This window comes from uncultured Methylobacterium sp. (genome assembly GCF_964244095.1).
GTDB lineage: Bacteria > Pseudomonadota > Alphaproteobacteria > Rhizobiales > Beijerinckiaceae > Methylobacterium.
The window spans coordinates 1-22,352 of the sequence record NZ_CAXTHR010000068.1 but is presented as its reverse complement, the minus strand read 5'-3'; the positions used below and the strand labels follow the sequence as shown (position 1 = coordinate 22,352).

The following is a 22,352-nucleotide window of genomic DNA, read 5'->3' as shown; positions in this document are numbered from 1 at the left end:
CTCTCGCTGATCCCGCTGGTGATCCTGTGGTTCGGCATCGGCGAGGAGGCCAAGCTGTTCCTTGTGGCGCTCGGCGTGTTCTTCCCGATCTACGCCAACACGCTGCACGGCATCCGCTCGGTCGATCCGACGCTCGTCGAGATGGGCCGCGTCTACGGCATGTCGAACGCGGAGCTGTTCCGCCGCGTGGTGCTGCCCGGCGCGCTGCCCTCGATCTTCGTGGGCCTGCGCTACGCGCTTGGCATCATGTGGCTGACGCTGATCGTCGCCGAGACGATCTCGGCCTCCTCGGGCCTCGGCTACATGGCGATGCAGGCGCGCGAGTTCATGCTCGTCGACGTCGTGGTGCTGGCGATCCTGATCTACGCCGGCCTCGGCAAGCTCGCCGACGCGCTGACGCGGCAGTTGGAGCGCACCTGCCTCGCCTGGAACCCCGCCTACAGGAGCGCCTGATGCTGCGCGACGCCGTTCTTCGCGAGAGACCGTCCGTGCAGGATGCCGGATCGGGCAGCCTTCCTCCCGCCTCTGCGGGGGAGGGTGGGCCTCGCGTCAGCGAGGGCCGGGAGAGGGGAGCGACGGTGCCGGAGACGACGCTCCCCTCTCCCGACTTGGCTCGCGTCCCTCCCTCCTCCGCAGAGGGGGGAGGGACGAACGCGTCCGAGCCGCGCGGCATCGCCGTCGCGGTGCGCGACCTGCACAAGAGCTTCGACGGCACCCCCGTCATCGAAGGGGTCGACCTCTACCTCCCCGGCGGCAGCTTCACGGCGGTGGTCGGCCGCTCGGGCTGCGGCAAGAGCACCCTGCTCCGTCTGATCCTCGGTCTCGAGGCGCCGACGCGCGGAAGCATCGCTCTGGAGGGGCCGCAAGCCGGGCCACGCAAGGGGCAGCGGCCCAAACGCATCATGTTCCAGGAGCCGCGCCTGCTGCCCTGGGCCCGCGTCGTCGACAACGTCGCCGTTGGGCTGACCGGCCACGGCTCCGGCGCCGAGCGACGGGAGCGCGCGCGCGCGGCGCTGGCCGAGGTCGGGCTCACCGACAAGGCCGGCGTGTGGCCGGCGACGCTCTCGGGCGGCCAGCGCCAGCGCGTGGCGCTCGCCCGCGCGCTGGTCAGCGGGCCAGGGCTGCTGGCACTGGACGAGCCGCTGGGGGCGCTCGACGCGCTCACCCGCATCGGCATGCAGGACCTGATCGAGCGGATCTGGCGGGCGCAGGGCTTCACGGCGCTGCTCGTCACCCACGACGTGGCGGAGGCCGTGGCGATGGCCGACCGCATCCTCGTGGTGGACGAAGGCCGCATCGCGCTCGATGTCAGGGTCGAGGTGCCGCGCCCGCGCCGCCGCGGCGACCCCGACCTCGCGGCGCTGGAAGGCCGCATCCTCGAACACCTGCTCGGCGCCTCGCCCATCGCCTGAAGCGAACGGAAACCGTACCATGACCGCATCGAACGACGGCAAGACCGACGTGCTCTGGTTCCTGCCGACCCACGGCGACGGCCGCTACCTCGGCGCCTCCGAGGGCGCCCGCGACGTCTCGCTGTCGTATCTGCGCCAGATCGCGCAGGGGGCGGACGCGCTCGGCTATTACGGCGTGCTGCTGCCGACCGGGCGCTCGTGCGAGGATTCCTGGGTGGTCGCCTCGGCGCTCGCGCCGCTGACGCAGCGTCTGCGCTTCCTCGTCGCCGTGCGCCCCGGTCTGATGGAGCCCTCGGCAGCCGCGCGCATGGCCGCGACCCTGGACCGGATCTCGGACGGGCGCCTGCTCGTCAACGTCGTCACCGGCGGCGACCCGGTGGAACTGCGCGGCGATGGCGTGTTCCTCGACCACGACGAACGCTACGCGGTCACCGACGAGTTCCTGCACATCTGGCGCGGCCTGATGGCCGGCGAGACGGTGACCTTCGCGGGCAAGCACCTCTCGGCCGAGAACGGCCGGCTGATCTTCCCGCCGGCGCAGAAGCCTCATCCGCCGCTCTACTTCGGCGGCTCGTCGCCGGCCGGCATCGCGGTCGCGGCCGAGCATTGCGAGGTCTACCTCACCTGGGGCGAGCCGCCCGCCGGCGTCGCGGAGAAGATCGCGGCCGCCCGCGCCGCCGCGGAGCGCCGCGGCAAGACCTTCTCCTACGGCATCCGCCTGCACGTCATCGTGCGCGAGACCGAGAGCGAAGCCTGGGAGGCGGCCGACCGCCTGATCTCCAGGCTCGACGACGCCACCATCGCGCAGGCGCAGGCGACCCTGAAGCGCCAGGACTCGGTCGGCCAGAGCCGGATGATGGCGCTGCACGGCGGGCGCCGGGACAAGCTCCAGGTCTCGCCGAACCTCTGGGCCGGCGTCGGGCTGGTCCGCGGCGGCGCCGGTACGGCGCTGGTCGGCTCGGCCGATCAGGTCGCCGACCGGATGAAGGAATACATCGATCTCGGCATCGACCGCTTCATCCTCTCCGGCTACCCGCACCTGGAGGAGGCCTACCGCTTCGCCGAGCTGGTCTTCCCCAGGCTCCCCTTGCGCGCCACCACCGGCACCGGTCCCTCGAACGCCCGCAACGACGGCCCGTTCGGCGAGGTGATGGCCAACGACATCGTCCCCGCCCGCAGAGTCGGGGCGCACTGAGCGCGGGGCATCGATCCGCGGTCCGTCTTGCCGTCCTGCGTTGCGCCCGCCGAGGCGTCCGTCTTCCCCGCGAAGGTCAACCTCCATGATCCAGACACGTCGAACCTTCGTCGCAGGGGCTGCGGGCGCGCTCGCGGCCGCGGCCGCCGGGCCGGTACGCGCGGAGCAGCGCGTCCGCCTTAGCTTCCAACGCTCCTCGACGCTGCTCACCGTGCTGAAGACCAGGGGCACGCTGGAGGAGCGCCTCGGCGCCAAGGGCTACGGCGTGAGCTGGCACCAGTTCACCAGCGTGATCGAGCCGATGAACGCGGGCGCCGTCGACCTGCATGCCGACGTCGCCGACGCGGTGCCGATCTTCACGCAGTCGGCCCGCGCGCCGCTGACCCTCTACGCGATGGAGGTCGGCTCGCCGCGGGCCGAGGCGATCATCGTGCCGGAGGACTCAGCCGTCCGCACGGTCGCGGACCTCAAGGGGCGCACCGTCGGCGTGTCGCGGGGCTCCGGCTGCCACTTCATCCTCGCCGCCGCGCTCAAGCGCGCGGGCTTGAGCTTTGCCGACATCAAGCCGGCCTACCTGGAGGCGCCGGACGGGCTCGCGGCGTTCGGGCGCGGCAGCCTCGATGCCTGGGTGATCTGGGACCCGTTCCTGGCGATCGCCCAGGCCAAGCGGCCGGTGCGCGTGCTCGCGGACGCGACCGGGCTGTCGAGCTACAACCGCTACTACACGGTCAACGACGCCTTCGTGGCCGCGCACCCGGAGGTGGTCGCCACGGTGTTCTCGGCGCTGGTCGAGGCCGGCCGGTGGGTGAAGGCGAACCCCGAGGCGGCCGTCGCGCTGCTCGCGCCGATCTGGGGCGACCTGCCGCCCGAGGTGGTCGCGACCGTCAACGACCGGCGCACCTACGTCGTGAAGGCCGTCGACCGGTCGGCGCTCGCCGAGCAGCAGACCATCGCCGACACCTTCCACGAGGCCGGGCTGATCCCGCGCCGGCTCGACGCGACCGACGTGCGGCTCTGGCAGCCGCAGCCGGGACCGGGCTGAGCCGGTGCGCGCCCGGCATCCCCCGCGCTTCGGCATCTGGGCGGCGGTGCACGGCTCGCGCGCCGCCCACCACGACCCCGACGAGCCCGACGACGCCACCTGGGAGCGCAACCGCGCCCTGGTCCTGGATGCGGAGGCGCTCGGCTTCGACGCGGTGCTCGTCGCCCAGCACACCATGAACCCCTACGACGATCGCCGTGATCAACTCGAAGCCTGGACGGCGACCGCGGCGCTCGCCGCGCTGACCCACCGCATCGAGCTGATCGCGGCGATCAAGCCGGGGCTCTACCATCCGGTCGTGCTCGCCAAGATGGCCCTGCAGATCGAGCACGTCAGTCGCGGCCGCTTCGCGCTCAACCTCGTCAACGCCTGGAACCGGGCGGAATTCGAGAAAGCCGGCCTGCCGTTCCCGGCCCACGACGCGCGCTACGCCTACGGCCGGGAATGGATCGGCCTCGTCGATCGCCTGATGCGCGGCGAGCGGGTGAGCTTTTCGGGCGAGCATTTTCAGGTCACGGACTACCAGTTGCGGCCGGCCGGGACGTACCGGGCGCGCCCGACGATCTATCTCGGCGGCGAGTCGGAGCCGGCGCGCGCGCTGGCGGCCGACCACGCCGACGTCTGGTTCATCAACGGCCAGCCGCTCGCCGACGTCGCCGGGCTGATCGCCGACATGGCCCGCCGCCCGGCCGCCGCCGGCCCGCTCGCCTACGGCCTCTCGGCCTTCGTCATCGCGCGCGCGACCGACGCGGAGGCGCAAGGCGAGCACGCGCGGCTCCTCGCGCTCGCGGACCGCGACGCGGCTTTGCGGGCGGACACGCGGGCGCGCACCGACGCGGCGAGCGTGATGTTTGCCAGGACCGATGCGGCGGCTGCGCGCCATGTCGGCACCAACGGCGGCACGGCGGCCGGCCTCGTCGGCAGCTACGACACGGTGGCCCGGCAAATCCACGCCTTCCACGCGGCCGGGATCGATCTGTTCATGCTCCAGTTCCAGCCGTTCGAGGCCGAGATGCGGCGCTTTGCCGGCCACGTGATCCCGCGGGTCCGGCCCTGACGGGGCTGCGCATCCCGCCGACGACGCCGGACGGGTTCAGGCCGCCGCCCTGCGCGCTGCGACCGCCGCGCCGAACGCGCGGAAGAGCGCCCCGTTGATCGGGTTCGTCGCCGGGTCGTGCTCCGCGTGCCACTGCACGCCGAGGGCGAAGCCCGGCGCGTCGGCGATCCGGATCGCCTCGATCGTCCCGTCCTCCGCCACGCCCTCCACCACGACCCGCGCGCCGAGATCGAGGATGCCCTGCCCGTGCAGCGAATTCACCCGGATGCGCGCGCAGCCGAGCAACCGCGCGAACACGCCGCCCGCAACCAGGCGGACGTCGTGACGATCGGCGAACACGATCTCCGGATCGGGGTGGATCTCGCCGGTGGCAAGGCGCGGCATCCGGTGGTTCAGGCGCCCGGGCAGGTCGCGGATCTCGGGGTGGAGGCTTCCGCCGAACGCGACGTTCATCTCCTGGAAGCCGCGGCAGATGCCGAAGAGCGGCACGCCGCGCGCCACGCAGGCCGCGATCAGCGGCAGGGCGAGGCCGTCGCGATCCTCGTCGTAGGGTTCGTGCCGGGCGTGCGGCTCGACCTGGAAGCGGGTCGGGTGGACGTTGGCGCGCGCGCCCGTCAGCAGCACGCCGTCGACCGCGTCGAGCAACGCCGCGATGTCGGTGATGCCCGGCGTCCCGGCAAACATCAGCGGCAGCGCCTGCGCGACTTCGGCCACGGCGCGCAGGTTGTTCTCCCCCACGGTCTGCGCGGGGAACCGGTCGTCGATCACGTGCCTGTTGCCGATGACGCCGATCACGGGTTTGGCCATCGCCTGAGACTCTCCCTCGCACCTGCCCGGCGGCCCGGCCCTACTCGCCCGCCGCCGGCCGCGCCGCAGTGATGCTCACCCTCGGCACCAGCAGCGACACGAGCAGCGTCAGCGCGGCCAGCGCGAAGACCGTCCAGAAGGTTCCGTGCAGGGCCTGCTGCAACCCGGCCCGGGCGGCGTCCGCGGCGCCGCCGAGGCTCGCCGGATCGTCGAGCAGGCGCCGGAGTTGATCGGTGCTCACCGCCGCGCCGCCGTCGGGATGGGCCAGGCGGTAGTTGAGCACCGCTCCGAGCGCGGTCGCGCCCAGCGTCGAGCCGAGGTTGCGCGCGAAGATGTTCGAGGCGGTGGCCGCGCCGCGCTGCGCCCAGCTCACGCTGTCCTGGATGATCACGATCGCGGCCGTCGACAGGAAGCCCATGCCGAGCCCCATCACGACCGAGCCCATCCCCGCTACGGCCGGCGCGGTCGCCGGACCCAGCGCGACGAAGGCGGCCGCGCCGAGCGGCAGCAGCGCGGCACCGAGCAGCAGCGTCGGCCGGAGGCCGAACCGCACGAAGTTGCGCGCCGCCAGGGTCGCGCCGATCGGCCAGCCCAGCACCATCAGGGTGAGCGTGAAGCCGGCCACCAGCGGTGATTGCCGCAGCACGCCCTGGACGTACATCGGCAGGAACGCGGTGAGCCCGATCACCGTCATGCCCGACAGCAGCGTCGCGGCGTTGGCGGTCGCGATCGGGCGCTGCGCCCAGAGCCGGACGTCGAGCATCGGGTCCGCCGCGCGCCGCTCCTGCAGCACGAAGAGGGCGCTCGCGACGACGAACGCGAGCCCGGCGGCGGAGGTCGCCGCCGTCGGCGCGGCGGCGTCGGCGAGCGCCATCATCAGCGCAGCGATCGCTCCCGTGAACAGCGCCGCGCCGACGACGTCGATCCGGCGGGGACGGCGTTCGACGCCCTCGCGCAGGAACAGCACGAACAGGATCGCCGCGACGATCCCGATCGGCAGGTTGATCCAGAAGATCCACGGCCAGCTCAGGCGCCCGATGATGAGGCCGCCCACGAGCGGTCCCGCGACCGAGGAGATCCCCCACACGCTCGCGAGGTAGCCCTGGACGCGCCCGCGCTCCCGCGCGGAATAGAGGTCGCCGACCACCGTCAGGCTGACGGGTTGGATCGCGCCGGCGCCGACGCCCTGTACGAGCCGGAACAGGATCAGCGAGGGCATCGACCACGCGAGCCCGCACAGGAGCGAGCCGAGCAGGAAGACAGCGATCCCGAACAGCAGCACCGGCCGCCGGCCGTAGAGATCGGACAGCTTGCCGAACACCACCGTCGTGGCGGTCTGGGTCAGCAGGAACGACGCGAACACCCAGGCATAGAGGTGGAGGTCGCCGAGCTGGCCGGCGATCTGCGGCATCGCGGTCGAGACGATCGTCGCCTCAATGGCGATCATGAACGTCGCTGCCATGACCGCGGCGAGAACCAGCGGGCGGCGGGTCTTTGGCAAGGTCGGCATCGGGTGGCTTTACGACCGGGCCCGGCTCTGCACCAGGGGCGGAGGGCGCCGAATCGCGCGACATGGTCCGAGCCCGGGCCAATCCCACCCGCGGGATGGTTTCCGCCGGCCCGGTTCGGCGCCGCTTCGGAGGCGCCGCGACCACTACGCCGGTCGGAGCGTGCCGATGCTTAGAACATTTTCCAGCGAGGTGGATACCGGCTCGCGTGAAGAAAATGCGACCACACAGAGACTTAAAGCATTTTCCGTGATCCAGGGATCATGGAAAATGCTCTAGAACGGGATGTCGTCGTCGAGATCGTAGTTGCCGCGCGGGGCGCCGCCGGCCGCCGGGGCCGGGGCCTGCCGGCGCTCGCCACCCTGCGCGCGGCCGCCGCCGTACTCGCCGCCGCGGCTGACCTGGCCGCCGCCCTCCTCGTCGGCGCCCGTCTCGCCGCCGCCGCCGCGCCCGTCGAGGATCGTCATCTCGCCGCGGAATCGCTGGAGCACCACCTCGGTGGTGTACTTCTCAACGCCGGAATTGTCGGTCCACTTCCGGGTCTGGAGCTGGCCTTCGACATAGACCTTCGAGCCCTTGCGCAGGTACTGCTCGGCCACCCGCGCGAGGTTCTCGTTGTAGATCACCACCGAGTGCCACTCGGTCTTCTCCTTGCGCTCGCCCGACGCCTTGTCCTTCCACGATTCGGAGGTGGCGAGCCGCAGGTTGACCACCGGATCGCCGGAGCCGAGCCGGCGCGTCTCGGGATCGCGCCCGAGGTTGCCCACCAGGATCACCTTGTTCACGCTGCCCGCCATCGCTCTCTCCTTCGCCGTCGGATCTCACGGGGCCGGCAAACCGGCCCGGGGGAGCCCTTCATGAGCCGCCGGGGCGATGCGGGCAACACGTCCCCGGCGCTTGTCCCCGTCACCCACACGCATCGCCGGACCTGCCTTTGTTCTATCTTCGTTCGATGAGGCCGACAAGCCGGCGCGGTTCGAAGGCCATGCCGTCCACGAGGTTTCGCGTCACGAGACGTGGACGATCAGCTTGCCGAAGTTGCGGCCCTTCAGGAGGCCGATGAAGGCCTCGGGCGCGTTCTCGAGACCCTCGACGACGTCCTCGCGGTACCTGACGGCCCCGTCCCTCAACCAGCCGCCGACATCGCGCTCGAACGCGTCGATCTGGCTCGCGAAGTCCCAGACGATGAAGCCCTGGATCCTGAGCCGCTTGGTGAGCACCGCCCGCATCAGGTTCGGCGAGCGGTCGGGACCGGGCGGCAGTTCGGTGGCGTTGTAGCCGGCGACGAGGCCGCAGACCGGCATCCGCGCGAAGTCGTTGAGGAGCGGCAGCACCGCGTCGAACACCGCGCCGCCGACATTCTCGAAGTAGACGTCGATGCCCGCCGGGCAGGCGGCGGCGAGCGCGCCGGGCAGGTCGTCCGAGCGATGGTCGACGGCTGCGTCGAAGCCGAGCTCGCGCGTCAGGTAGGCGCATTTCTCCGGGCCCCCGGCGATGCCGACGGCGCGTGCGCCCTTGAGCTTGGCGATCTGCCCGACGAGCGAGCCGACCGGACCGGCGGCGGCGGCCACCACCACGGTCTCGCCCGGCTTCGGCGCCCCGATGTTGAGGAGGCCGGTATAGGCCGTCATCCCCGGCATGCCGAGGATGCCGAGCGCCGTCGTCGGCGGCGCCCGCCCGGGATCGACCGTCCGGAGACCCTTGCCGTCGGACACCGAGAAGTCCTGCCAGCCGCCGAAGGCCTGGACGAGGGTGCCGACGGGGAATTCGGGGTGCCCGGACTGCACCACCTCGCTCACCGTCCCGCCGGTCATCGGCTCGCCGATGCCGACGGGGGCGGCGTAGGATTTCGACGCGCTCATCCGCCCGCGCATATAGGGATCGAGCGAGAGCCATCGCGTGCGCAGCAGGATCTCGCCCGCGCCCAGACTCGGGACGCGCGTCTCCTCCAGCCGGAAATGCGCCGGCGTCGGCTCGCCGTGCGGGCGCGAAGCGAGGACGATGCGGCGGTTCATGGTGGCCATGCTGGGTCTCCGTTGTCGATCGCACGGTTGGCGGCCCCGAAACTGAGCCTTCACGCCTGACGGTAAAGTCCGGGCGGCCGGCCACGATCCGTCAACGGTCCGCGTTGTCGGACGACGACGCGTCCTCATGCGTTGGAGGAACACGATGAGAATCGGACCGCGCTTCGCCCTCGCCCTCGGCTTGGCGGCGACCGGCGGCGCCGCACCGGCAGCGGCCGCGCCCGATCCGCTCTCCGCCCACCGCGGGGTGTCGCGGCTCCTCGTGCTCTCGGCGCCCGATGCCGCGGACCGGCGCCTCGTCGCGCAGCGCGCGGCGCTCGCCGCGGTGCGGCCGGGCCTCGGCGAGCGCGACCTCGTCGTCGTCGAGGCGGTAGGCGGAGAGCCGGACGCGGTCGCGGTACGTCGGCACCTCGGCCTGCCCTCGGACGCGTTCCGCGCCGTGCTGGTCGGCAAGGACGGCGGTGCGAAGATCACCTCGGCCGAACCGATACCGCCAGGGCGCCTGTTCGCGACGATCGACGCCATGCCGATGCGGCGGGACGAGATGCGCCGGCGCTGACCCCGCAAACGAAGAGGGCCGCCCGAAGGCGGCCCTCTCGGCCAAGTCCGTCTTGCTGACGGGCCTCAGTAGCAACGCTGGACGAGGACGCGGCGATAGCCATAGGGCGTCCAACGCACGCGCGGAACGGTGACGCACTCGCCGCCGTAGCCGCCGTAGGCCCCGTAGCCGCCGTACCCGACCGGCGCGTAGCCGCCGCCATATCCGTAGCCGTAACCGGGATAGCCGTAGCCGCCATAGCCGCCGTAGAGCCCGCCGGCCGCGAGGCCGAGACCCACGCCGAGGCCGAGGCCGCCGATGCCGTACCCGTAACCGCGACCGCCGCGGTACCCGCCGAAGCCGCCACGGAACCCCGCGCCGCGGAAGCCGCCGCCGCCGAAGCCGCCGCCCCGGTAGCCACCGCCGCCGAAGCCGCGCGCCTCGGCCGAGGCCGGAAGATAGGCAAGCGCCCCGAGCATCAGCGTCGAGGCAAGTAGAACCCGTTTCATCGCATCATCTCCAGAAGCGTCGAACGAACGACCCCCGTCCCCCGAAGAACGCCCGCGCGCGGAATTCGGTTCACCGCGGGGCGACGCAAAAACGCAGCCGCGGATGCGGCCTTCAGCCATGCCACGGCTTGAAAAGCGTCGCATTCTCGGGTGAGGACGCCCTGCGGCGGCCGATCGGGCGCATCTGGGCCTCACGATGATGTTACGTTTCACCATGGCGCTGCTGCTCACCCTGGTCCTCGTCCAGGCCGGGCCGGCGCGGGCCGAGACCGCGGCGGCCGCCTCCGAACCCTGCCGCCCGTTGCAGGCCCAGGGCGAGAGCTTCACGGTCTGCACCGTCGACCTGCGCCGCGAGCGGGTGCGCGTGTTCTGGCTCGGATCGGACGGGTTGCCCTATTCCTCGCTCTCGGCGCTCGCCGAGAAGCAGGGACCGCGCCTCAGCTTCGCGATGAACGCCGGGATGTACGACAAGGGCCAGGCGCCGGTCGGGCTCTACGTCGAGGAGGGCCGCGAGATGAAGGGCGTCTCCACTGCCAACGGCCCGGGCAACTTCCACATGAAGCCCAACGGCGTGTTCTACGTGAAGGGCGAGCGCGCCGGCGTCCTCGACACCGGCCATTATCTCAGGGCGCGGCTCAAGCCCGATTTCGCGACGCAATCCGGCCCGATGCTGGTGATCGACGGGCAGATCCACCCGAAGATCTCCACCGACGGACCGAGCCTGAAGATCCGCAACGGCGTCGGGGTCCGCGACGACGGCCGCACGGCGGTGTTCGCGATCTCGGAGCGGCCCGTGACCTTCGGGGCCTTCGCGCGGCTGTTCCGGGACGAACTCGGCTGCCGCAACGCCCTGTTCCTCGACGGCAGCGTGTCGAGCCTCTACGCGCCCTCGCTCAGGCGCTCCGATCTGAGCCGCCCGCTCGGGCCAATGGTCGGCGCGGTCGCGCGCTGAACGGGCGGATCGGAAACCGGGACGCTCAGTCCCCGCCATCCGGCGGACGCCCTCAATACCCCTCGGCCAGGGTGTCCCTCTGCCGCGGGTCGGCGGCGCCCGCGAGTAGGCCGCCGCTGCGCAGGATCGAGTTGGCGGAGCCCGAGCTCGATCCGATCCGGACAGTGTGGCCGCGCGCGCGCAGCAGGGCGATCGTGTCGGGCGACAGGCCGTCCTCCGTCACCAGCACGTCCGGCTTCCACTGGTGGTGGATGCGCGGGGCGCCGACGGCCTCGGCGAGGTTCATGCGGAAGTCGATCAGGTTGACGATCACGTCGAGCACCGTGGTGATGATGCGGCTGCCGCCGGGGCTGCCGGTCACCAGGAAGAGCTGGCCGTCCCGGAACAGGAAGGTCGGCGTCATGGACGAGAGCGGCCGGGCGCCGGGCGCCACGGCGTTGGCCTCGCCGCCGACGAGCCCGTAGGCGTTCTGGGTGCCGGTCTTGGCGGAGAAGTCGTCCATCTCGTTGTTGAGGAGCACGCCGGTGCCCTCGGCCACCAGCCCGACCCCGTAGGAGAAGTTCAGGGTGTAGGTGTTGGCGACCGCGTTGCCCGCGGCGTCCACGACCGAGAAATGCGTGGTCTGCTCGTGCTCGTGCGGCAGCGGGTCGCCGGCCGCGACCGCGTCGGCGGGCCGGGCGCGGTCCGGATCGATCGCCCGGCGAAGCGCGGCCGCGTAGGGCTTCGAGACGAGGCCCCGGACGGGGACCGTGACTCGGTCCGGGTCGCCGAGCCACGTCGCGCGGTCGGCGTAGGCCGGCTTCATCGCCTCGGCCATGGTGTGGATCGCGGCCGCGCTCCCAGGCCCCATCGCCGCGAGGTCGTAGCCTTCGAGGATGTTCAGGATCTCGATGAGGTGGACGCCGCCCGAGGAGGGCGGCGGCATCGAGACGACCGCGTAGCCGCGATAGCTGCCGCGCACGGGCTCGCGGATCGCCGGCCGGTAGGCGGCCAGATCCGCGGCGACCATCGGGCCGCCGGCCGCCTGCACGGCGGCGGCGATCCTCTCGGCGACCGGACCGGTGTAGAACGCGTCCGCCCCGCGCGCGGCGACGGCGTTCAGGGTGTCGGCCAGATCCGCCTGCACCAGGGTGTCGCCGCGCGGCAGGGGCGCGTCGCCGCGGAAGAAGATCGCGCGGCTGGAGGGCCAGCGCCCGAGCAGGCCCGCGGCCCGCGGCAGCGAATCGGCCAGGCCCCCCGTCACCGGGATGCCGGCGCGCGCGAGCCTTTCCGCCGGGGCGATCAGCTCGGCGAGCGCCAGCCTGCCCGAGCCGTAGAGGCGGTGGGCCTCGGCCAGGCCCCGCACCGTCCCCGGAACGCCGACCGCCTTGCCCGTGCGGGTCGAGGCCGCCCTGTCCGGCTGCCCGTCGGGCCGCAGGAACATGCCGGCCTCGGCCGCCCTCGGCGCGGTCTCGCGGTAGTCGATCGCCACCGTCTCGTTGCGGTCGGCCAAGTGCACCAGCATGAAGCCGCCGCCGCCGAGATTGCCCGCCTGCGGCAGGGTCACCGCGAGCGCGAAGCCGACGGCGACCGCCGCATCGACCGCGTTGCCGCCGCGCTTGAGCACCTCGACGCCGATCCGCGTCGCCCGTGCCTCCTGGCTCGCGACCATGCCGTGCCGGGCGAGAGCCGGCAGCATCCGCGCGTCGTCAGACGGGATCGGCGGAGCCGGTGCCGGGCCCTGCGCGAGGGCCGGGCCGCCCAGCGCGAGGAGGGCGAGGACGATGCGAATCGGTCTCATCCGGCGCCAGATAGCGCCCGCGCCGCCGTCCGGAAGGCTGGCGACGACCGCGCCGGGACACGGGTCCCGATCGGCAGGGCTCCGCCGAACCGGGGACCGGCGCGGATGCCGGCGCCGCGTCACGCCGGCGGCACGGTCCGGCCGGCGCCGCGCCCGGCGACGAGCCAGTAGACGAGGCCGGCGCCGGCGCCCGCGACGAACAGGATCGCGGTGAGCCGCGCCTCCGCCGCGAGCGGGCCGCCGGGGCGCACCGCCCCGCGGGCGAGCCAGGGCAGGGCGGCGGTGATCAGGCCGCAGGCGCCGCCGTACCAGACGTATCCGCGCAGCCGCAGGGTCTCGCCGATGAGCGCCACGAGGACCGGCGGCACCACGAACACCATGAACGCCGCCTTCGCCAAGCCGGCGAGCAGCAACGGGAAACCCTCCGGCGGCAGGCCGGCGGCGAGGTCCGACAGGCCGGCATCGAGCCCGGCCATAGCGCCCTTCGTCAGCCAGACGCTCGCGACCGGATCGAGCACGAGGGCCGCCAGCAGCGTCCCGGCGCCCGTGGGGATCGCGAGGAGGAGGGCGAGGGACCCGAGGAGGAGGCGGCCGAGGAAGCGCATCGGCGGGCGTGACCTCTCCGGTGTGTTCTCATCCCTCGCCCTATCCCGCACGGAAGAGAGGACCCGCGCCTTGTGCCGGATCGCGTGGAGCGATGTGTCCATCCGCAAACGCGGACGGGGGACGCGATCGCCGCCCTGCGCGATTCGTGAATCCGGTAGCGTAGGGCGGGGAGGAGGGCGCGCGGACCGGAATTTCTTCGGTGATGCGGTCGATTACGGCGCGGCCCTGAGCTGTTGCTCGGCGCGGGCGAGCGCCGCGTCGCAGGCGCCGGCGTCGCCCTTGCCGTCGGCGGTGCGGGCCTCGTCGAGGGCGACCTTGGCCTGCTGGGCCGCGTCACCCCCCTTGCCGGCCTCCGCCGACTTTTCCGGCGGAGCCTGGGGCGACTGGCCGGGCGCCTGGCCCTCCGTCCCCGTCACGCCTTCGCCACCGCGCCTGGCCGCCGCGCCTTGCCCGCCGGTCGAGGCCGAGATCGCCGCGGTCGATTCCGCCTGCACGCGCCGCGACAGGCTCTCGATCTTTTCGGAGCAAGGGGAGGCGAGGGCGGGGGCGGTCAGGGCCGGGACCAGGGCCACGGCGGCGAGCCACGCGATACGCTTCATCCGACGATATCCTCGATTGTCCCGGAGCGGGCGAACCCCGGCACGCTAACGCTCCAGCCACGCGCATGGCTCCGTTCGGGCGCGCAGGCGGTCCTCGCGGTCCAGCGCACGCCCGGACATGCCGCCGCGCTCCGCCCGATGCGGGCGGGGCGCGGGACCGCCGATCAGGCGCTGAGCTGGTCGCGGATCGGCAACTGCCGCACCCGGCGGCCGGTGGCCGCGAACACCGCGTTGGCGATGGCCGGCGCCACCGGCGGGACGCCGGGCTCGCCGACGCCTCCGAGCGGACCGTCCCAGGTGCCGGACTCGACGAGGTGCACGCGGATCACCTTCGGCGCGGCGTCGATCCGGATGATCTCGTAGCCGTCGAAGTTGTTCTGCTGCGCCCGGCCCTGCTTGAACGTGATCTCGGAGGTGAGCGCCAGCCCCATCCCCATCACCACGGCGCCCTCCATCTGCGAGCGGACGCGCTCCGGGTTCACTTGGCGACCGCAATCGACCGCGATGTCGATCGCGTGCACCCTCACCCCGCCCTTGGCATCGACCTCGACCTCGGCAGCGACCGCCGTGTGGGTGACGAAGCTGTAGTGACCGGCGATGCCGAGGCCGCGGCCCTTGTCGAGCTTGCGCCCCCAGCCGGCGCCGGCGGCCGCCGTCTCGATCACCCGGCGCAGGCGCCCGGTGTCGATCGGGTACAGCTTCGGGTCCTCGCCGTGGTTCCACACATCGCCGATCGACGTCGGGTCGATCTTTCGCGCGGGGCCGATGAGGTCGAGCAGGTAGTCCTTCGGGTCACGGCCCGCGGCGTGTGCGAGTTCGGCCACGAACGACTGGATCGCGAAGGCGTGCGGGATGTTCGAGACCGAACGGAACCAGCCGATCCGCACGTGGGCCGCCGCCTCCGGGTTCTCCAGGCGGATGTTCGGGATCGCGAACGGCGTGTTGACCAGCCCCATGCCGAGCTCGAACGGCAGTTCGTGCTTCGGGTCGGGCGCGAAGATCGAGCCGATCGTCGGCGCGACCGAGCGGTGCAGCCACGCCACCGGCATGCCGTGCTCGTCGAGCCCAGCCTCGAGGTGCTCGGCGGAGATGGTGTGGTAGTAGCCGTGGTGGATGTCGTCCTCGCGGGTCCACACGAGCTTGACCGGCGCGCCGTCGACGGCCTGGGAGCACAGCGCCGCCTCGACCACGTAGTCGGGCTTGGACTTGCGGCCGAAGCCGCCGCCGAGCAGCGTCACGTTCACCCGCACCTTGTCGCCGGCTAAGTTCAGCGCCTTCATCAGCCGGTCGTGGGCCGCCTGCGGCCCCTGCGTGCAGGCCCAGGCCTCGCACACCCCGTCCTTCACCCGCGCGACCGCGGCCGGCGGCTCCATCGGCGCCTGGACGAGGTGGGGCACGAAGTAGTCGGCGGTGATCCGGGTCTTCGCCCGGGCAAAAGCCTCGTCGACGTCGCCCTGGTTGCGCACGACCTTGCCGGGGCTGCGCGCCGCCTTCTCCAGCTCCGTGCGGAACGCGTCGGTGTCGTAGGCGGCGTTCGGGCCGTCGTCCCAGGTGATCTTCAGGGCCTCGCGACCCTTCATCGCCGCCCAGGTGTTCTTCGCGATCACCGCGACGCCGCCGAGCGGCATGAACTCGGACGGGATCTCGCCGCCGTCGATCTTGATGACCTTGACGACGCCCGGAATTTTCTTCGTTTCGGTGTCGTCGAAGCTCACGACCTTGCCGCCGTAGACCGCCGGGCGCGCGACGAGGGCATAGAGCATCCCGTCGAGCTTGGTGTCGAGGCCGTAGACGGCCTTGCCGGTGGTGATGTCGCGGTTGTCGATCAGGCCGATCTTGCCCTTGCCGATGTAGCGGAAGTCCTTGGGGTCCTTGAGGACGACCGCCTCGCGGGCCGGCACCGGCAGTTCGGCGGCGGCGGCCGCGACCTCGCCGTAGCCGAGCGTGCGCTTCGACTTGGCGTGGGTGAGCACGTGGTTCCCGGCCGTGACCTCGGAGGCCGGCACGTTCCACTGCTTGGCCGCCGCCTGGATCAGCATGAGCTTGGCCGCCGCACCCGCGTGGCGGAAGTGCTGGAAGAAGTGGCGCAACGAGCGCGAGCCGTCGGTGTCCTGGTTGCCGAAGCGCGCCTCGTCGCCCCAGGCCTGGACCACGCCGACCTTCGACCAGTCGGCCTCCAGCTCGTCGGCGACCACGAGGGCGACCGAGGTGCGCACCCCCTGGCCCATGTCGGAGCGGTGGTTGGTCACGGTGACGCGCCCGTCGGCACCGATCGCGACGAAGATTTTGGGGTCGTCGCGCCAGCCGTGCGGCATGCCGTCGGCGCCGAATTTCGGCGCGTCCCCGGCCTTCGTCTCGGCCCTGGCGGAGTCGCGCAGGTTCACCGCAAGGACGAAGGCGCCGAGCCCGCCGAGGATGGTGCGGCGGCTGACGTTGGCGATCAGGGCGGGCTGCGCCGGGGTCTCGGCCGCAAGTTCGGCCATCAGCTTGGAATCGTGGATCACAGGCGCTCTCCCGCGTTGGTGGCGGGCTGGCCCGCAGCCTGATGGATGGCCGCGCGGATGCGCGGATAGGTGCCGCAGCGGCAGATGTTGCCGCTCATGCTCGCGTCGATCTCGGCGTCGGTCGGCATCGGGCTGTCCTTCAGCAGCGAGGCCGCCTGCATGATCTGGCCGCACTGGCAGTAGCCGCACTGCGCGACGTTGAGGTCGCGCCACGCGACCTGCACCGGATGGTCGCCGTCCGGCGACAGCCCCTCGATGGTCAGGACCTCCTGGTCGGCGGCCGCCGAGACCGGGGTGGTGCAGGACCGCGTCGCGGTGCCGCCGAGGTGGATCGTGCAGACGCCGCACAGCGCCTGTCCGCAGCCGAACTTGGTGCCGGTGAGCCCGAGTTCATCGCGCAGGTACCAGAGCAGCGGCATGTCGGGGTCGCCGTCGAAGCTGCGTTGCGCGCCGTTCACCGTGAGTTTGATCATGCGCCTCTTCCTGTCTGTGCCAGCCCCGGAGCCGAAGCCTCCGCGGGACGAGGGGAAGCCTCCGCGGAACGAAGGGAATCCTGTCGGTCGGAGCGTGAAGGACCGCGTGTCGGCGGCGGCGCGGATGGACCACCACCTTCCGAACCACAACGCTTCAGCCCGTCCCTCGTTCTCGGAATGATTTCAATCTAGGTGTTTGGTCCCTGGCTTTGATGATGCCTTCTTATCGTCGGACTGGAGGCTGCGCTATGGGCCAGGTTCTCCACGGAAGCGCCACCACGACTGAGGCGGTCCGTCGCGCGATACAGCATAGTCAAGGGAGCCTGAGGGCTCTGGCGAAGCACTACGGGATCAACCAGAAGACCGTCGCCAAGTGGAAGCGCCGGACGTCGGTCACCGATCTCCCGACGGGCCCGAAGGACGCCAGGTCCACGGTGCTGTCGATCGAGGAGGCGATCGTCGTCGCCTTCCGGAAGCACACGCTTCTGCCGATGGATGACTGCCTCTACGCCCTTCAGGCAACGATCCCTCATCTGGGCCGGTCGTCATTGCACCGCTGCCTTCGACGTCATGGCATCTCCCGGCTGCCCGCTGTCGAGGGCGACAAGCCGGCCAAGAAGACGTTCAAGGCGTACCCGATCGGCTATTTCCATATCGACATTGCCGAGGTCCAGACCGCCGAGGGAAAGCGGTACCTCTCGCCTATGAGGCGACGCGCGACATCGCGGCTTCGGACAAGCTTAAGAAAAAGAGACGTATAGCGCGTTGCGGAATAGGAGCTGGTTGCGTCGAAGGCCGCGACCGGACGCGACGACAGGTTCGGCCGCCTGCGCCAGCAACGCGATGATCTGATGCGCGACCGGGCTTGCCGATCTCACGCCGTAGACGTCACACCTGAAGCCATCGGCTCTTCCTCCCGCGACCTGCGCCGACCGCACCGCTGCCTGAGTGTCCGATGTCGAGGTTGGAAGGCGGAACGATCAGTCACGCTCTCATGGCCCGGCCGCCGGAGGCTCGACCGGAACGCGCCCTGCGGCCGTGCCCGCCTTCCCTTCGATCCAGGTTCTCTGGCGCCAGACGTCCAGGTGCGTGAACGTGTCGTACAAGCCGATCCCGCCGTGCGAGAAGAACGACGCGGCGAGCGCCACCGCGCGTGCGAGATAGCCGCGCACCTGCAGGTCGGCCGCGTAGCCGAAGAGGTGCATCGAGTTGCGGGCCGCGGTCTCGATCGCCGCGTTGTGCGCGCGGGTGCGGTAGCCGCTCGTGACGACGAGCGGGAGGGGGTTGCCGTGAACCGTGGACATGCTCGCCTGCACCGCGGCCATCAGGTCGAACAACCGCGGTTCCATCCAGACCGCGCGCTCGGCATCCCGCACGTCGCGCATGAACCAGGACAGGAGCAGGACCTGATCCTGATCATAGGCGCCCTCGGCTTGGCGAAAACGGCTGCGGATCTCGGCGCCGTCGGGCCGGACCAGCCACAGGCGGTCGCGCCCCGCGGCCTCCGCACGCCGGTCTGCGGCCACCGCGCCGAGCGCCCCGGCGAAGGCGCGCTCGCAGCCCGACGCCCCGGCGAGCAGGGCGCCGAGGCCGCCTCAGACCGCCCGGCGGGACGGCAGGCTCACCGGTAGGCCGCGGGTCGGGCGGCCCGGAATCTCGGGCTGACCTGCAGCGTCACGACCCGCTCGCCGATGAAGGCGCGCGCGCCGCCAGCCCCGATCCGCACCTTGTGGGACGCCGTCCTCACCACCGGCAGGCTGACGGCGCCGCTGCGCGCGAGGTCGTGGTAGCGGTCCATCCCTGCGTGGTCGCGCTCGAGCTGGTTCAGGTTGGCCGAGAAGCTCGCGCGCGCCTCCTCGATGCCGACCGCCACGCCCGACCGGAGCGCCGCGTCCCACACGCCCTCTTCCGTGAAGCCGTCCGGCGCCACGTCGGAGGCCGAGCCGGGCGGGCTCGGCGGTACGCCGTTGTTGTAGAGGTAGTCGCGCCAGTTCGGCGGCGCGAGCGACAGGCGGGCGGGGCGCACGATCTCGAAGGCGCCAAGCGTGAGGTAGAGGAGCCGGTCGCCCGCGCGCTCGCCGAGCTTGTGCAGCTCCGTGATGCCGGGCGGCACGAGGGCGCGCTCGATCATCAGCGGCGCGAAGTCGTAGCGCGCGTCGAGCGCCGCGCCGTAGGCCCCGTCGAGTTCCGCGTTGAGGCGTGCCGTCTCCTCGGCAAAGCCTTGCCGGATTCCGATGCCGCGCGCGGCCTGCGCCAGCACCTGCTGGCGGATGTCGCCGTTCTTCGACCGCAGGGCGCCGTAGCGGCCGTAGACCGGCGAGCCGGGATCCTGGAGCAGCTCGTAGTTGGTGTCGGGGTCCCGCATCCCGATGGTCGGGGCGCCGCTGCCGCCCGACTGGCCGCCGCCGCCGCTCCCCCCACCGCCGCCACCGCCATTGGTGAGGCCCGACATCTGCGTGGCGCCGGCCCGGCTCGCGATGTTGGGATTGTTCTGCGCCTGCGTGATCTGGTTGAGGGCGGGGTTGGTGTTCGGATAAGGCGAGCCGTAGCCGGGATAGGGAGCGGGCGCGAACCCGCCGTATCCAGGGGGCGCGCCGTAGGGGTAGAGGGAGCCGGCGAAGTAGCCCGGCGCCTGAGTCGCCGCGATGATCGGGTTGAGCTGCGCCGAGGCCGGATGCGCGGCCAGGGCGGCGACCGCCGCGATCCACATCCCAAGGCTCGGCATCCTCACAGGCCGCGCCGGCCCATCTCCTCCTTCAGGAAGCTCCGGGTGCCTTCGGGCGAGCCTTGTCCAGTCGAGGAGCAGGCCTGAACGCAAATGGCAAGCGCGGCGACGACGAACAGCCATGACCACTTCATACCTGATCTTCCGTCATGAACGCCGACCTTCTTCCGACCTTGATCGACCTAGAGCCGTTCCCGGTCATGTTGGGTCGAATGCATCGTATCCAGCGGCGGCGACATAGTTTCGGCATTCGCGAGGACGGAAGGCCTTGAAGGCCTTCCGGATGGCGGCCCAGAGGTCCGGCACCGTGCGCGCGGCGGCCGTTCGTAACAACGCTTTCAGCTGGACACCTCCAAATACTGGTCTGGTGAAGGTTTTTGGAAGTGAGCGGCCGAGGTTTTGGCATTTGGGTGATCTGAAGCGGGGCGCTTTGTCGGCCCGGCCGGTGGCCAGGTGCGCCTGGTCTTGATCCTCAGGCTGCCATGGCCCGGCTTCGGTGTAGCCAGACCGCCCGGTTCATGTTGTAGGCGAGGTTGGCCAGTCCGATCTTCACCGTAGCCCTCGCCAGCCCGATGGTGCGCACGACGAGGTCCATCGGCCCCTTCTGCCGGGCGAAGACGTGCTCGACGGCCGCGCGGACCTTCGACTTCCGGCCGTTGGCACGAGCGACGTTCCGCGGCATCGGCTTACCGGGCGGCTTCTTGCGGTGGATGCGCGAGACGAAGCCGTTGCCCGACAGATGCGCCTCGTTCTTCTTCGAACGGTAGGCCGTGTCCGCCCACACGTCGCCGGCCGTGTTGGTCTTGTCGAGCAGGCCGGGCAGTTGCGCCCCGTCGTGCCGGGCGGCATCGGTGGCGATCCAGGTGCGGATCAGCCCGTGGCGGCGATCGATGCCGACGTGGTTCTTGTAGCCGAAGCTCGGCACCGCGATGTCGACGCGCTTGGCGCCGTCCGCGGCCGGCTTGGCCTTCGACCACTTGATCGTCCAGCGCGCATCCCGGTCCTTCTGCGCGAGCCTCGATGGATTGGCCTTCCAGGCGTCCGGTACGCGGCCGGCCTTCAGGTCGGCCTTCTCGGCCTCGCTGTTGCGCTGCTTGGGAGCGGCTACCACGGTCGCATCGACGATCTGCCCGCCCATCGCCAGGAAACCGGCCTCGCGCAAGGCCGCCTCGTAGGCGGAGAACAGCGCCTGGATCGCTGGCTTCCCGCCGATCTGCGCCCGGGTGAGCGTCTCGCGGAACGTCCAGATCGTGTTGGCATCGGGCACCAGGTCGGACAGCCCGAGACCAAGGAAGCGCATGAAGGAGAGCCGGTCCTTGATCAGGAACTCGGTGCGCTCGTCCGACAGGGAGTGGCTCGCCTGAAGGATGAGCACCTTGAACATGAAGACGAGGTCGAACGGCGGACGTCCGCCTCTCGACCCGTCCGAGCGTGGCACCGCGCGGGTCAGGTCGGGCCGGAACAGCTCAAAATCGACGATGGCGCTCAGCCGCTCCAGCGCGTCGCCCTTAGCTGACAGATCCCTCAGACGCTCGTCGACATCGAAGAACCCTGGCTGACCGCGCATCACAGCACCTCGCCGGCTACCAGCGCCATCTCACCACGAACCGCCCCAAATCACGAGGTTTTTGGAGGTGCCCAGCTTGGCGAAGGCCTGTTCGATCGGGTTGAAGTCCGGACTGTAGGCTGGGAGGTAGAGCAGGTGCGCGCCGGCCGCCTCAATGGCCTCGCGCACGCCAACCACCTTGTGGGACGGCAGGTTGTCGAGGATGACCGTGTCGCCACGCTTGAGCACTGGGACCAGCGTTTCGGTGACATAAGCCCGGAAGCGCTCGCCATTGGTGGCCCCGTCGAACAGGGTGGTGGCGACGAGGCCGCTGATGCGCAGGGCGGCGGTGGTCTTGTAGTGCCCGTGCGGCACGCAGATGCGGCAGTGCTCGCCGCGTGGGGATCGGCCATAGGGCCGCACCATGTTGGTGGCGGCCGCGGTCTCGTCGATGAAGACGAGGCTATCCGGATCGAGATCGAGCTGGCCGTCGAGCCACGCCTCCCGGGCTGCCCTCACGTCCTCGCGTTGCTGTTCGGCTGCGTGAAGAGCCCCTTTTTACGGCTGATGCCGTGGGGACCGAAGAACCGCCACAGACCGCTGGTGCTGGTTCGGACACCTTGCTTGGCCAGGGTGTCGCGCAACTCCCGCAGGAAGATCTGCGGATGCGCGCTGCACATCTGCTCGCCAAGGACGTGCGCCTGTTCCTCGACGACCCCGGGAAAGCCCGCCTCGACACCCACGAGACCACCGACCGCGACCACGGCCGCAGCGAGACCCGGCCCCACGTCGTCTGCCACGAGATCGACTGGCTCACCTGCGACCGCCGCGATCCCGGCGAACCGCGCTTCCCCGGCCTTCCGAGGTCAAACACGCTCTCAAACCGCCCGGGCACGGGCCGGCGCTCCGGCACGGTAGGCCTGGACGGCATGGCGGTCGGGCAGGCGGTCTCCCTCACCGAAGAGCTTTGCCCGGAGCGAGCCCTCGGCGTAGGCGGTCTTGTAGAGTCCGCGGTCCTGAAGCTCGGGGATCACGATGTCGATGAAGTCGGCAAAGCTCTCGGGCACGACGATGC

Annotated in this window: 21 protein-coding genes and 4 pseudogenes; 8 read left to right on the top strand and 17 right to left on the bottom strand. The window is 71.3% G+C overall.

Annotated features, from left to right (window positions below; all coding sequences use genetic code 11):
• The 5 genes from ACFE86_RS12365 to ACFE86_RS12345 form a co-directional block, all read left to right on the top strand.
• The coding region (locus ACFE86_RS12365; protein WP_375455626.1) for an ABC transporter permease subunit at positions 1-453 on the top strand (453 nt) is incomplete at its 5' end.
• Positions 454-608: 155 nt separating this feature from the next.
• The gene (locus ACFE86_RS12360) at positions 609-1,412 is read left to right on the top strand and encodes an ATP-binding cassette domain-containing protein (RefSeq protein WP_375455628.1); all 804 of its coding nucleotides are present in this window, start codon (positions 609-611) and stop codon (positions 1,410-1,412) included.
• Positions 1,413-1,431: 19 nt separating this feature from the next.
• On the top strand, positions 1,432-2,607 hold the full coding sequence (gene ssuD / locus ACFE86_RS12355; RefSeq protein WP_375455625.1) for an FMNH2-dependent alkanesulfonate monooxygenase: 1,176 nt from the start codon (positions 1,432-1,434) through the stop codon (positions 2,605-2,607).
• Between the two features lie 85 nt (positions 2,608-2,692).
• On the top strand, positions 2,693-3,649 hold the full coding sequence (locus ACFE86_RS12350) for an aliphatic sulfonate ABC transporter substrate-binding protein (protein ID WP_375455624.1): 957 nt from the start codon (positions 2,693-2,695) through the stop codon (positions 3,647-3,649).
• Between the two features lie 4 nt (positions 3,650-3,653).
• Positions 3,654-4,706, top strand: a complete 1,053-nt coding sequence (locus ACFE86_RS12345) for an LLM class flavin-dependent oxidoreductase (RefSeq protein WP_375455623.1) — start codon at positions 3,654-3,656, stop codon at positions 4,704-4,706.
• 36 nt (positions 4,707-4,742) lie between these two features.
• Here ACFE86_RS12345 and ACFE86_RS12340 read toward each other — a convergent pair whose 3' ends face one another.
• From ACFE86_RS12340 to ACFE86_RS12325, 4 genes are all read right to left on the bottom strand, one after another.
• Entirely contained in the window at positions 4,743-5,513 is a 771-nt protein-coding gene (locus ACFE86_RS12340; protein WP_375455622.1) for a gamma-glutamyl-gamma-aminobutyrate hydrolase family protein, read from the bottom strand.
• Positions 5,514-5,553: 40 nt separating this feature from the next.
• Positions 5,554-7,023, bottom strand: coding sequence for an MDR family MFS transporter (locus tag ACFE86_RS12335; protein ID WP_375455621.1), 1,470 nt, complete (start codon positions 7,021-7,023; stop codon positions 5,554-5,556).
• 273 nt (positions 7,024-7,296) lie between these two features.
• On the bottom strand, positions 7,297-7,818 hold the full coding sequence (gene ssb / locus ACFE86_RS12330) for a single-stranded DNA-binding protein (protein WP_375455620.1): 522 nt from the start codon (positions 7,816-7,818) through the stop codon (positions 7,297-7,299).
• A gap of 210 nt (positions 7,819-8,028) precedes the next feature.
• Complete coding sequence (locus ACFE86_RS12325) at positions 8,029-9,045, bottom strand: NADP-dependent oxidoreductase (RefSeq protein ID WP_375455619.1); 1,017 nt, start codon at positions 9,043-9,045, stop codon at positions 8,029-8,031.
• Between the two features lie 145 nt (positions 9,046-9,190).
• Here ACFE86_RS12325 and ACFE86_RS12320 point away from each other — a divergent pair, with 145 nt between their 5' ends.
• Positions 9,191-9,604, top strand: a complete 414-nt coding sequence (locus ACFE86_RS12320; protein WP_375455618.1) for a DUF4174 domain-containing protein — start codon at positions 9,191-9,193, stop codon at positions 9,602-9,604.
• 65 nt (positions 9,605-9,669) lie between these two features.
• On the opposite strand, the gene ACFE86_RS12315 is transcribed toward ACFE86_RS12320, so the two are convergent.
• Positions 9,670-10,092, bottom strand: coding sequence for a hypothetical protein (locus ACFE86_RS12315; protein WP_375455617.1), 423 nt, complete (start codon positions 10,090-10,092; stop codon positions 9,670-9,672).
• A 214-nt stretch (positions 10,093-10,306) separates the two neighbouring features.
• Between ACFE86_RS12315 and ACFE86_RS12310 the strand changes: the two genes are divergently transcribed.
• Complete coding sequence (locus ACFE86_RS12310) at positions 10,307-11,044, top strand: phosphodiester glycosidase family protein (protein WP_375455627.1); 738 nt, start codon at positions 10,307-10,309, stop codon at positions 11,042-11,044.
• Positions 11,045-11,096: 52 nt separating this feature from the next.
• Here the strand turns inward: ACFE86_RS12310 and ggt are convergent, their stop codons facing one another.
• From ggt to ACFE86_RS12285, 5 genes are all read right to left on the bottom strand, one after another.
• Positions 11,097-12,824, bottom strand: coding sequence for a gamma-glutamyltransferase (gene ggt / locus ACFE86_RS12305; protein WP_375455616.1), 1,728 nt, complete (start codon positions 12,822-12,824; stop codon positions 11,097-11,099).
• Positions 12,825-12,943: 119 nt separating this feature from the next.
• Positions 12,944-13,429 (bottom strand): hypothetical protein, encoded by a 486-nt coding sequence (locus ACFE86_RS12300; RefSeq protein ID WP_375455615.1) that lies wholly within the window; start codon positions 13,427-13,429, stop codon positions 12,944-12,946.
• 213 nt (positions 13,430-13,642) lie between these two features.
• Positions 13,643-14,029, bottom strand: a complete 387-nt coding sequence (locus tag ACFE86_RS12295) for a hypothetical protein (protein ID WP_375455614.1) — start codon at positions 14,027-14,029, stop codon at positions 13,643-13,645.
• 164 nt (positions 14,030-14,193) lie between these two features.
• Positions 14,194-16,533 carry a molybdopterin cofactor-binding domain-containing protein gene (locus tag ACFE86_RS12290; RefSeq protein ID WP_375455613.1) on the bottom strand — a complete coding sequence of 780 codons (2,340 nt, stop codon included), beginning with the start codon at positions 16,531-16,533 and terminating at the stop codon, positions 14,194-14,196.
• A complete protein-coding gene (locus tag ACFE86_RS12285; protein ID WP_375455612.1) occupies positions 16,530-17,006 on the bottom strand; it encodes a (2Fe-2S)-binding protein in 477 nt (158 codons plus the stop codon). The genes ACFE86_RS12290 and ACFE86_RS12285 overlap by 4 nt, the downstream gene beginning before the upstream one ends.
• A 248-nt stretch (positions 17,007-17,254) precedes the next feature.
• Between ACFE86_RS12285 and ACFE86_RS12280 the strand changes: the two are divergent.
• A pseudogene (locus tag ACFE86_RS12280) lies at positions 17,255-17,704 on the top strand (IS481 family transposase); the annotation flags it as partial.
• A 294-nt stretch (positions 17,705-17,998) separates the two neighbouring features.
• Here ACFE86_RS12280 and ACFE86_RS12275 read toward each other — a convergent pair.
• The 7 genes and pseudogenes from ACFE86_RS12275 to ACFE86_RS12245 all read right to left on the bottom strand — a co-directional run.
• The gene (locus ACFE86_RS12275) at positions 17,999-18,532 is read right to left on the bottom strand and encodes a YcbK family protein (protein WP_375455611.1); all 534 of its coding nucleotides are present in this window, start codon (positions 18,530-18,532) and stop codon (positions 17,999-18,001) included.
• Between the two features lie 95 nt (positions 18,533-18,627).
• Complete coding sequence (locus ACFE86_RS12270) at positions 18,628-19,716, bottom strand: type IV secretory system conjugative DNA transfer family protein (protein WP_375455610.1); 1,089 nt, start codon at positions 19,714-19,716, stop codon at positions 18,628-18,630.
• A 17-nt stretch (positions 19,717-19,733) separates the two neighbouring features.
• The gene (locus tag ACFE86_RS12265; RefSeq protein WP_375455609.1) at positions 19,734-19,865 is read right to left on the bottom strand and encodes a hypothetical protein; all 132 of its coding nucleotides are present in this window, start codon (positions 19,863-19,865) and stop codon (positions 19,734-19,736) included.
• A 64-nt stretch (positions 19,866-19,929) separates the two neighbouring features.
• Positions 19,930-20,076: pseudogene (locus ACFE86_RS12260) on the bottom strand (IS630 family transposase); the annotation flags it as partial.
• A gap of 127 nt (positions 20,077-20,203) precedes the next feature.
• The gene (locus ACFE86_RS12255) at positions 20,204-21,298 is read right to left on the bottom strand and encodes an IS5 family transposase (protein ID WP_375455608.1); all 1,095 of its coding nucleotides are present in this window, start codon (positions 21,296-21,298) and stop codon (positions 20,204-20,206) included.
• Between the two features lie 72 nt (positions 21,299-21,370).
• Positions 21,371-21,948, bottom strand: a pseudogene (locus ACFE86_RS12250) (IS630 family transposase); the annotation flags it as partial.
• Between the two features lie 207 nt (positions 21,949-22,155).
• Positions 22,156-22,352 (bottom strand): annotated as a pseudogene (locus tag ACFE86_RS12245) (N5,N10-methylene tetrahydromethanopterin reductase); the annotation flags it as partial.